Annotated in this window: 1 pseudogene; it reads right to left on the reverse strand. The window is 63.7% G+C overall.

From position 1 onward, the window contains the following. Positions 1-430: pseudogene (locus D0817_RS26730) on the reverse strand (cysteine hydrolase); the annotation flags it as partial.

Raw genomic sequence — 430 nt, forward strand, 5'->3', positions numbered from 1 at the left:
TGCCAATCTCGCAATGGACGGGCCAGACCATGAGGCTGTAACGGCCCGCCGCCTCGAGCGTCTCGAGATAATTAAGCACGCGCGGCAAGGCCGCCGGATCGCGCGGCAGATAGCGCCCGGCCCGCACATCGGCGGCCGTTATCTGCGTGAAGGGATGCACTTCCTGTTTTGCGCCATCGGTCCAAAAACCGGGATGGGCGATATCGAGCCTGTGGTGCGAGTCGATCGTCACGCTGATGCCGGAGAGCCCGGCCCGGCCGCGGTTGACCAATTCGGCCACATTCAACATATCGGCGTGCGCGCCCGGCACCGGCAGCGCAGGGGCGTTCCGTCCGGATGCGGGCGCATCGGCAGGGCGGTACCCTTCCGGCAGATCGCAAAAATCGTTTTGCGGATCGATGACGAGTAGATGCAGATTCCGTTTCATTGC

It is taken from the genome of Flavobacterium cupreum, assembly GCF_003996965.1.
Classification (GTDB): Bacteria; Bacteroidota; Bacteroidia; order Flavobacteriales; family Flavobacteriaceae; genus Flavobacterium; species Flavobacterium cupreum.